Origin of the sequence: Microcystis sp. LEGE 00066 (assembly GCF_015207925.1) — a bacterium.
Classification (GTDB): Bacteria; Cyanobacteriota; Cyanobacteriia; order Cyanobacteriales; family Microcystaceae; genus Microcystis; species Microcystis ichthyoblabe_A.
The window spans coordinates 1-8,756 of the sequence record NZ_JADEVX010000177.1 but is presented as its reverse complement, the minus strand read 5'-3'; the positions used below and the strand labels follow the sequence as shown (position 1 = coordinate 8,756).

The window sequence follows — 8,756 nt, the reverse complement described above, 5'->3', positions numbered from 1 at the left end:
AGAGGGAATGTTATCCATCTCGGAATGGTTGGCAAAATCCTCCAGTGTTTTTACTAAGAGTTGTCAAACAATCCGAAACTGGTTTGGAGAAATAATTAGTTATTTCGAGCGAAGGACAACGAATGGGGTGGTCGAGGGAATCAACAATAAACTTAAACTAATAAAAAGAAGAGGCTATGGCTTTAGAAACTTTCGGAATTTTTGGGTTAGAAGTATGTTATCTTGGCATCTTGTCTGTTGATTTAGCATAAAGAGTAACGAAGAGCCAAATTTACTTGATAATATCAAAGAATATCTAGAAAAAAGAGTCTCTGTATCGGGGATAGTTACCTCTAGAGAAGATGGGGAAAAAATCGGGATTAAAGTTGAGTCAATTGATCTTTTTCCTCAGGAAAAAAATTTACCTACCATTGAGGAAATGATCGGAATTTGGGGAGGAAGTAAGTGATTCGTCCAACAAAAAAGCTACACTACTGGGATTCTTGTGTTTTTTTAGCTTTCCTGAAAAATGAAAAGGATAAAATTAATGATTGTATTTCTGTTCTCAAAGCATCTGAAAATGGTCAGGTAATAATTGTGACTTCTGCTCTTACTTTTATTGAAGTGGTGAAATTAGAAAAAGGACAGCCAAAATTACCTAAAGAAAGTGAGGAAAAAATCAGAGATTTTTTCCGACATGAGTGGATTTATATTTATGATGTGGACAGAAAAGTTGGTGAACTAGCCAGAGAATTGATGTGGCAATATCAGGCACTAAAACCTAAAAATGCAACTCATGTGGCGACGGCAATTAAAGCCAGAGTGGATGTTTTAGATACTTTTGATGATGGCTTGCTGAAACTCTCTGGAGAAATCGGTGATCCTCCTTTAATAATTAGAAAACCTTTTTTTGACGTTCAACTTGATCTTTTTTGAAAAAATACCCATTCTCGCGTAGGAAAATTACAAATCGAATTACCGAACACAAAAGGTCTAAATTGATAGGAATACCTTCATATTGAAACAGATTTTGATTTAGTGATTACATCTCTTGCCAATGCTTTCTTTCAGACCAATTTAGAAACAGGACTATTTGTTTGGAAGCCCACACCAAAAGAGCAAATATTTTTAAGCAAAATTAATATTAATAATCAAGAAGAAGCCCTTTTAAAAATGTACGTTGTCAGGAGTAAAGATTTAACAGCAAATCAAACCAATAACATCAAGTGTTCTCGCCAGAAATGCCATGATCACAACTGTAATTTCATCCCTAATTATCCCAAAATTTTATTTATTTTGTCTGATGGGATTATTTATTTTTACCAGTAATTTTGTCAACTCCTTTTTTATACTGCGTTCTGTCATCATTCGGGCCAGCATCCCGCCAAGCCCGCAAAAAGTTAAGACAGGGGCTGTAAATGGTAACATTCCTGCTAAGGCTATAGCTGCTCAAGCTCCACCAGCCAGCCCTACTCTTGCCCCAGCTTGATTATCCTTAAACAGTTTAGTCTTTTTTATGTTGTCGAAAGGTTTTGAGTATTCTGACATCGATTATTCTCCAAATCAGGATGCCGATATTACAACACAGCTTTCGGGAATTGTCTATATACTGGTCATCATTCATGCCATCGCTAAAAGCGAGGGAAGAATGCTGACACTAGGTTAGAATTGCGGTAACGCACCATAAATTCTTATGCTTGGTTTTTGTCATTTTAATGGGCGGAGTCGGACTCGAACCGACATGAGGGGCTGCCTCGCCACATTTTGAGTGTGGTGCGTCTACCAATTTCGCCATTCGCCCTTGGCATTAGTTTTATCATTATAACCCATTTTTGGCCCCTTTAACAAATTGTGATAATCGGGGGAACTGGCCCAACGATCGATTTCTCGCGCACGCAGGACGGGGAGGGGATGGGTTAACTGTTGGGTTTGCAAACCCTTTAACATTTCGCCCATTTCCGAGGCGCTGACGGCATCGTAGGACTTGGCCTGATCGATAAAAGCCTCTAAATTTAATAAAGGTGCGAGACTGGGGGAACCTCCGGCTAACTTCATTAACACCGACATGACGATTTTTGGGTCTTGAACTGCCAATAAAGCGGATCGATCGCAACTAAACTCGGCGCAGCGCACCCATGCTAACATTCTCTCCTGTAGGGATCGTGCTAACATTGTCCCCCAATTGGGCAGCAATCCCGCCGCTAGGACCATAATATTGGCTAAAGTCAGATAAACGCCGTGTTCACATTTGAGATGACCTAATTCGTGGGCGATTACCGCTTGAATTTCTGCGGGAGTCAGCATTTCAATTAGGGAAGTGTGCATCACCATAAACGGTTTTTTGCCGCGCATGGCGAAGGTATAAGCGTTAGGAACGGGGTTTTGTTGAATGTATAATTGAGGTGGTTCTAAGTCGAGAACTCGGCAAGCTTCTAGGAGGAGATTATGCAGGTCGGGTAATTGTTTTTCCCCCACCAAAACACTAGCAGCAATATTATTTAGGTAAAAGAATTCCTCAGCGACGGAACCTAACAAACTTCTCACGGCTATATCTAAACCGGGCAACTGTTTAAGGGAGTTAGTCGCCTCTAGGTCGATGGGATGCCGAAAATCATTGGCTTTTAAGCCTAGTAATAACTGTTTTGATAATTCCATATTCTTATTCATTTAACCAAACTTTAACGCGTTCTAAACTTTTCCAATCGGGTTTTCTAGCTAAACCATCGGCGATATTTTCATCCACTTCTTGTCGAACTTCTTTGTTTAAACTAATTAATTGTTGCACCAGTTCGATATGTTCCCTAACTCCGGCGGTTTTGGTTTCCAACATAGCTAAAACCAAATTGATCCGGTTTTGGGGGGAAACTTTATCAAGTTTAACGGCTTTTTGGGCGGCTTTTAGGGCTAATTCCGGTTTATCGGTGAGCATATATAACCAAGCTAAACAGGACCAAACGGCGGCATTTTTAGGACTGCGATCGCTTAATTCTTTAAATTCGGGCAATAAGCTGGCAGCGTTTTCTCCCTGTTGGTAGCGTTCTAAACCTTGTTCGAGGGTAAAATTGGCGATTTCTGTCATTTTCAGCTAGGGGGTTAATCAAGGAGCAAATCTAACGGTGATCGGCGTATTACACTGTTTTAGTACAATTTGCCTTTATTTAGTATTCTAGCAAAATTTGTCCCCTTGTCAGCAAAATTTTAAAAGACGATGCCGCGTTCTCGCCAGATCATCAATAGGCCACTCATCGAAACGAATAACATCACTGCTTGTTTAAATTGCTGGGGACTCATTTTTTCTAAAACTTTTTGTCCTAACCAATTGCCCGGCCAGGCTGCTAATCCTAACAATAAACCGTAACCAAGAAAAGGCAGATGTAAAACTCCAAAGGCTGCGTAGGCGATTAATTTGGCCACATGAACTACTACCATGTGAACGGATTTCGTTGCCACCATTGGTTCTTTAACTAGCCCATAGTTAATATAAAATAGGTTCATCATCGGGCCGGTACTACCGACTAATCCTGACAGGAAAGCGTAGATAAATCCCGAGGGCATAAAATACCAAGTTTTAATCTCAAAAAAAAGATTTTCTTGTTGGGGAAATAATTGTTTAAGCGAGGAGAAAACCAGAAAAATTCCCAAAACTAGCGGCAACCATTTGAATTGTAAATGGGCAAAGACAAAAGCGCCGAGGGTGGACCCCATAATTGCACCGGGTAAATACCACACTGTCGAGGGCCAGTCAATGGCCCGCCAATACATTCCCATGCGTTGAACATTACCGATTAGCATCCCCGTGGTCAAAACCGGAGGAATGACGGCAGCATCGAGAAACCAACCTAAAACGGGGAGTAGAATCAGGGGGCTGCCCCCACCAGCAAGGGTACTAAAAAACCAAGCTAGACTACCTGCCAACATCAAGGTAACAATGATCATCGAGTTGTAAAGTTAATTCACAAAGAGTTACTTAATCTATTATGATATCTTCTTTTGGGTCTTCATCAGTATAATGCCATTCCACATTCGGCATAGCCTCGAAAGCTTGCCGGACGTAATCCTCCCAGAGTTTCCGCATTTTGGCTAGGTAGGGATCTCCTAGACGCAATTGTAACTTATGACGTAGGCTTAGGCTATTAGCTTCATACATACTCAAATAGATAGGCGGTCCGACAGAAATATTCGATTTCATGGTCGAATCGATGGAAAGTAAGGCACATTTAGCCATTTCCTCTAGGGGTGTATCATAGGTAATGGTGCGATCAAGAATCGGTTTACCGTATTTAGTTTCACCTATCTGTAAAAAAGGCGTTTCTTTGGTGGCTTGAATATGATTTCCTTGGGGATAAATCAGGAATAATTGCGGTTCTTCTCCTTTAATTTGTCCCCCAAGAATAAAGTTACATTGAAAATCAATATTATCTTGTTCTAGCCAAGTTCTTTCTCTAGCTTGTACTTGACGACTTTTATCACCGATATAGTGGGCCATATCGTAGAGATGAGTCAGAGAATGGAGACTTTTATCCTCTTGATTGTGCAGATCTCTTTTTAGTTCGTGAATCACGCCTTGGCTAATCGATAAATTCCCCGATGTGCAGACCATAATTACCCTTTCTCCCGACACCGAAAAGTCAAATAATTTCCGATAGGCCGAGATATAATCGACTCCCGCATTCGTGCGAGAATCCGCCCCCATAACAATGCCAAAACGATTGATAATTCCTAAACAGTAAGTCATTTTCAGTTATCAGTAAATAGTAAACAGTAATCAGTAATTAGTAAACAGTAAACAGTAAACAGTAATCAGTAATCAGTAATCAGTAATCAGTAATCAGTAATTAGTAAACAGTAATTAGTAAACAGTAATTAGTAAACAGTAATTAGTAAACAGTAATTAGTGAAGATTGATCGGTGAATAATATCATTTAAAGCTTAAAACTTAAAAATTTAATCTGATAACTAATCACTGATAACTGCTCGGTGAATAATATCATTTAAAACCTAAAACTTATCACTTTAATCTGATAACTGATAACTGATAACTGATAACTGATAACTGATGACTGATATCTGATAACTGATAACTGATATCTGATAACTGATAACTGATAACTGATGACTGAATTAAGCCATAACCATGCCACCATCGACGTTAAAGACTTGACCAGTGATATAAATAGCGGCGGGATCTGCGGCTAAAAAACGCACCATTCCGGCGACTTCTTCCGGTTTTCCGTAACGGGAGAGGGGGATATATTTGAGAATTTCATCTGCTTTGAGGTCATGAGTCATATCAGTTTCAATAAAGCCAGGGGCCACGGCATTAACAGTGATGCCTCGACTGGCAAATTCCTTGGCTAAAGTTTTTGTTAAACCGATAACACCGGCTTTAGCGGCGCTGTAATTAGATTGACCGGGATTACCCATCAAACCAGATACAGAAGTGATGTTAATTATGCGGCCGCTTTTCTGTTTTAACATCAATTTACCGACGGCGCGAGTGCAGAGAAAAACCCCGGTTAAATTGAGATCGATGACCGCTTGCCAGTCTTCTAATTTCATTCTTAACATTAGCGTATCCCGGGCAATACCGGCATTATTAACTAAGACATCAATATGACCGAATTTTTCTTTGGCACTATCTACTAAATTATCCACTTCTTCGCTTTTAGCCACATCTGCTTGTAGAGCTATTGCCTTTCCCCCGGCCGCGGTAATTTCTTCAACAACGGCATCGGCAGCACTGCTAGATTTAGCATAGTTCACCACTACAGTAGCACCCTGGCTGGCCAATTCCAAGGCGATCGCTTTACCGATCCCTCGCGAGGCCCCGGTTACTATGGCTACTTTGTCTTGTAAATGCTGGTATTCTGCGGGTAATAGTTTCATAATTTTCTGCATTCCCCAAATAATCGTCAAATCTCAAGAGAAAACTTTGTACTGATAACTTTGCTTAAAACACTTTATTATCTCACAAGCGGGTTAATCTGACCGCAGCAATCCTCAATGGCGATCGCTCTGTCCCCACTTTCCTGTATAGTATCAGGGGCAATTGGCCGCCACTAATTGATCGAGTTGTTGCTGCATCAAATAACAGACTTTCTCATAACATTCGCGTACATAACGGCGGTCCCGGGCCGCTTTTTTGCCGTAACGTTCAAAAATAATTGGGGGACAAACCCGCGTCTGTATCGCTACGGGTAAGGGAATATTCGGCAAGGGACCGATAGCTAGTCCCCAGGGTAAACCGAAATAGATGGGACAGGTACCGGGGTCAATACCGAAAGGCCAAGGCATACCCTTTTCATGTAATTCTTTTAATTGAGGATAAATATCGTCGAGGACAAACAGAGTCGAGTGAGCGCCGTGGGAAATGGCGGGAATAATCGGCACTTCGTACTGTAAAGCTAGTTTAACAAAAGCTTGATTACCGGCAAAATGAATTTTATTTCTTAAACTGTGGGGACGGAAAACATCCGTAGCACCTCCCGGATAAATTAGGACACTAGCGCCACTATCCAAAGCAGCGATCGCCATTTTTGGATGAGCATGAATAGCTCCCATTTGGGCCACTAGATGCGCTTGGGATGGAAAAAATCGCCAGACTCGCGAATCCATCAAACCATAGACTAAGCGATCGCTGCCAAAGCGTTGAAACCAATCATACATCATCATAAACATATCGGGAGCCGCTAAACCGCCGTTATGGGAGCCGATGAATAATACTTGTCCTGAGGGGGGAATATTTTCCCAACCATCGGTTTCGACGCGAAAATAATGGTGATAAAACCAATCCAGAAGGGGGACAAATTTTTCGATCACTTGCGGATCGCGATCCTCTAATGACCAACCGGTGAGGGTATCAACAGGGGCCTTGGCTGCTTGTAGGGATAATTCGGCAAAAGTCGCCGTAGATGAGACAAAAGAACTAAAAATCTGCATTGATGCCCAGTTGATAATTTAAGCGCATCTTAATTATCGCAAATTTCGGTTAAAAACCCCATCGTTTGAGAACGGCTTTCCTTGATGATTCTATCATCTTTAATGTCTAATCTTCACAGTTGAACCAATTTTTATCTAATAACTGGGTTCTTCTGGTTTCTGTGTGGAAACGAGGTCTATACTGATAGTTTATTTAACAAAATAGTCCTAAAAGTCTTTCCCAGTAAACATTTCACGATTTCATAAGCAAAAATTATCACACAAAGTCGAGAAGAGCCATAACTGTTCTAAACTGTAAGGGCATTCTGAGGGAAAATCGCCAGAAAAACCAGTTTTTTGTTGAACATAATCGAAAGCATCCTGATAGATTATCGGTAATTCCTCAGCTAAATAATTCTGTAAATTCGTCGTTAAATATTTTCTTAATTGCGTGCGAAAACTGATAATTTCTGCTCGCCAATGATTCCGATTTATTTCTGCTTCTGTTGTCCAATAGTGTAAAAGTAATAAATGCCTGATCACTTGTTCAAGTAAGCTACTGACTCGGTTTTTATCTCTTTTACTCAAGCTTTCTAATTCCTCAATTAAATGGATTACATCTAATTCATCTAAGCGATTTTCTTTGAGGAGTTTTATTGTTTCCTCTAACCAAAGATGTTGATCAATTTCGTAAAGTAGGGGTAGGGTTTCTCCTCCCTCTACTTGCCAGGGATTCTGATTTAAAGTTTTCATTGCATTGTTTACGGTTCTTAAAGCGATTCCGTTGGCTGTATAGTAATCGCTAACCCTATCATAACAGATGATGTCATTAATCTCTAGAGTCAGCTATTCCCTCTTTAGCCATGTTTGTGATGGGGTAGTGATTCGGTAGTAGTGGTAAGCCATCTTGCTTATCTGGACTGAGTCGTGTAGAATATTTACTAATAAAAATAATTGCTTGATAAATATTGGAGATTTGCTTTTTATGATTGCTATTTTTATCAATATCTTCTCTTGGATAATTAAACTTCGCCAATTCAAACTTGAATTGGCGCTTTGGTTAAATTACGATGAAGATTTAGAATATTGTCTTCTGACAAAAGATTCACAAACTTCAACATCTTGTTGTCCTAAATGTGGTTCTTATCATACCATCAAAAATGGTTCTACACATAATGGAAAACCCAAACGTCAATGTAAAGAATGTGGTCGTCAGTTTGTAATCAATCCCACTAATAAAACCGTCTCTGACGAAACCAAACAATTAATTGATAAACTCCTGCTCGAACGAATTTCGGCTCTTCGGGAATTGTTATGCAAATAATTAACTTAAAATAAAATTCGATGAGAGTACCTACGCCTAAAAGTAGCTGAAATCTATACAGGGAGACACTTACGGCACAAATAAGTTAATATCAAAAGATAGACAATCGAGTTAAGATTTGATATAATAGCCAAAAACCAGAGTATTTTACTTATGATACTTGACAAATTTTTGAACCTAAAAGGAACGTCTATTCAAGGCTATCTACACCTAGAAAATATCGGTATAGTTTGCCGAATCGAATCGAAAAGTAAAAAAGCAATCTGTCCTCGTTGTGGGTTAGAGAGCGATAAACTCCACCAAAATCATCGACATTTAGTCAAAGATTTACCAATCTCAGGTCAACCAGTGTACCTACAGGTTAATCGTCGTCAATTTAAGTGCGGTAATTGCCAGAAACCCTTTAGCGAAGAGTTAGATTTTGTCGCCAAGAAACGAACCTATACGAAAAGACTAGCCGAGAATATACTCGAACAATTAAAAGAAGGAGATATTTTAAATGTTAGCCGAAGAAATGACGTAACGGAAGAAGAGA

The 8,756-nt window shown here is 39.9% G+C and carries 10 protein-coding genes, 1 tRNA gene and 1 pseudogene; 4 read left to right on the top strand and 8 right to left on the bottom strand.

Features of this window, described 5'->3' with window-relative positions; all coding sequences use genetic code 11:
• Positions 1-241: transposase (locus IQ224_RS19070; RefSeq protein ID WP_194032751.1), on the top strand; the 241-nt coding region annotated here is incomplete at its 5' end.
• Positions 242-444: 203 nt separating this feature from the next.
• Complete coding sequence (locus tag IQ224_RS19065; protein WP_084989940.1) at positions 445-915, top strand: PIN domain-containing protein; 471 nt, start codon at positions 445-447, stop codon at positions 913-915.
• A 780-nt stretch (positions 916-1,695) separates the two neighbouring features.
• Here the strand turns inward: IQ224_RS19065 and IQ224_RS19060 are convergent.
• The 8 genes from IQ224_RS19060 to IQ224_RS19025 all read right to left on the bottom strand — a co-directional run bounded on the left by IQ224_RS19060 (position 1,696) and on the right by IQ224_RS19025 (position 7,650).
• A tRNA-Leu gene (locus IQ224_RS19060) sits at positions 1,696-1,780 on the bottom strand.
• On the bottom strand, positions 1,759-2,646 hold the full coding sequence (locus tag IQ224_RS19055; protein ID WP_002754507.1) for a M48 family metallopeptidase: 888 nt from the start codon (positions 2,644-2,646) through the stop codon (positions 1,759-1,761). The genes IQ224_RS19060 and IQ224_RS19055 overlap by 22 nt, the downstream gene beginning before the upstream one ends.
• A complete protein-coding gene (locus IQ224_RS19050; protein WP_002748977.1) occupies positions 2,639-3,058 on the bottom strand; it encodes a M48 family metallopeptidase in 420 nt (139 codons plus the stop codon). Before IQ224_RS19050 ends, IQ224_RS19055 begins: the two co-directional genes overlap by 8 nt.
• Before the next feature lie 119 nt (positions 3,059-3,177).
• Entirely contained in the window at positions 3,178-3,915 is a 738-nt protein-coding gene (locus IQ224_RS19045) for a sulfite exporter TauE/SafE family protein (RefSeq protein ID WP_002748976.1), read from the bottom strand.
• A 31-nt stretch (positions 3,916-3,946) separates the two neighbouring features.
• On the bottom strand, positions 3,947-4,714 hold the full coding sequence (locus IQ224_RS19040; protein ID WP_002748975.1) for a peptidase T1: 768 nt from the start codon (positions 4,712-4,714) through the stop codon (positions 3,947-3,949).
• A 386-nt stretch (positions 4,715-5,100) separates the two neighbouring features.
• Positions 5,101-5,877, bottom strand: coding sequence for a 3-oxoacyl-[acyl-carrier-protein] reductase (gene fabG / locus IQ224_RS19035; protein ID WP_201261451.1), 777 nt, complete (start codon positions 5,875-5,877; stop codon positions 5,101-5,103).
• Positions 5,878-6,018: 141 nt separating this feature from the next.
• A complete protein-coding gene (locus IQ224_RS19030) occupies positions 6,019-6,918 on the bottom strand; it encodes a lysophospholipid acyltransferase family protein (protein WP_002748971.1) in 900 nt (299 codons plus the stop codon).
• Between the two features lie 240 nt (positions 6,919-7,158).
• Entirely contained in the window at positions 7,159-7,650 is a 492-nt protein-coding gene (locus tag IQ224_RS19025; RefSeq protein ID WP_194033354.1) for a DUF29 domain-containing protein, read from the bottom strand.
• 340 nt (positions 7,651-7,990) lie between these two features.
• Between IQ224_RS19025 and IQ224_RS19020 the strand changes: the two are divergent.
• Positions 7,991-8,164: pseudogene (locus tag IQ224_RS19020) on the top strand (IS1 family transposase); the annotation flags it as partial.
• Positions 8,165-8,374: 210 nt separating this feature from the next.
• Positions 8,375-8,756, top strand: a 382-nt coding sequence (locus tag IQ224_RS19015; protein ID WP_194033353.1) for a transposase family protein, incomplete at its 3' end; no start/stop codon positions are given.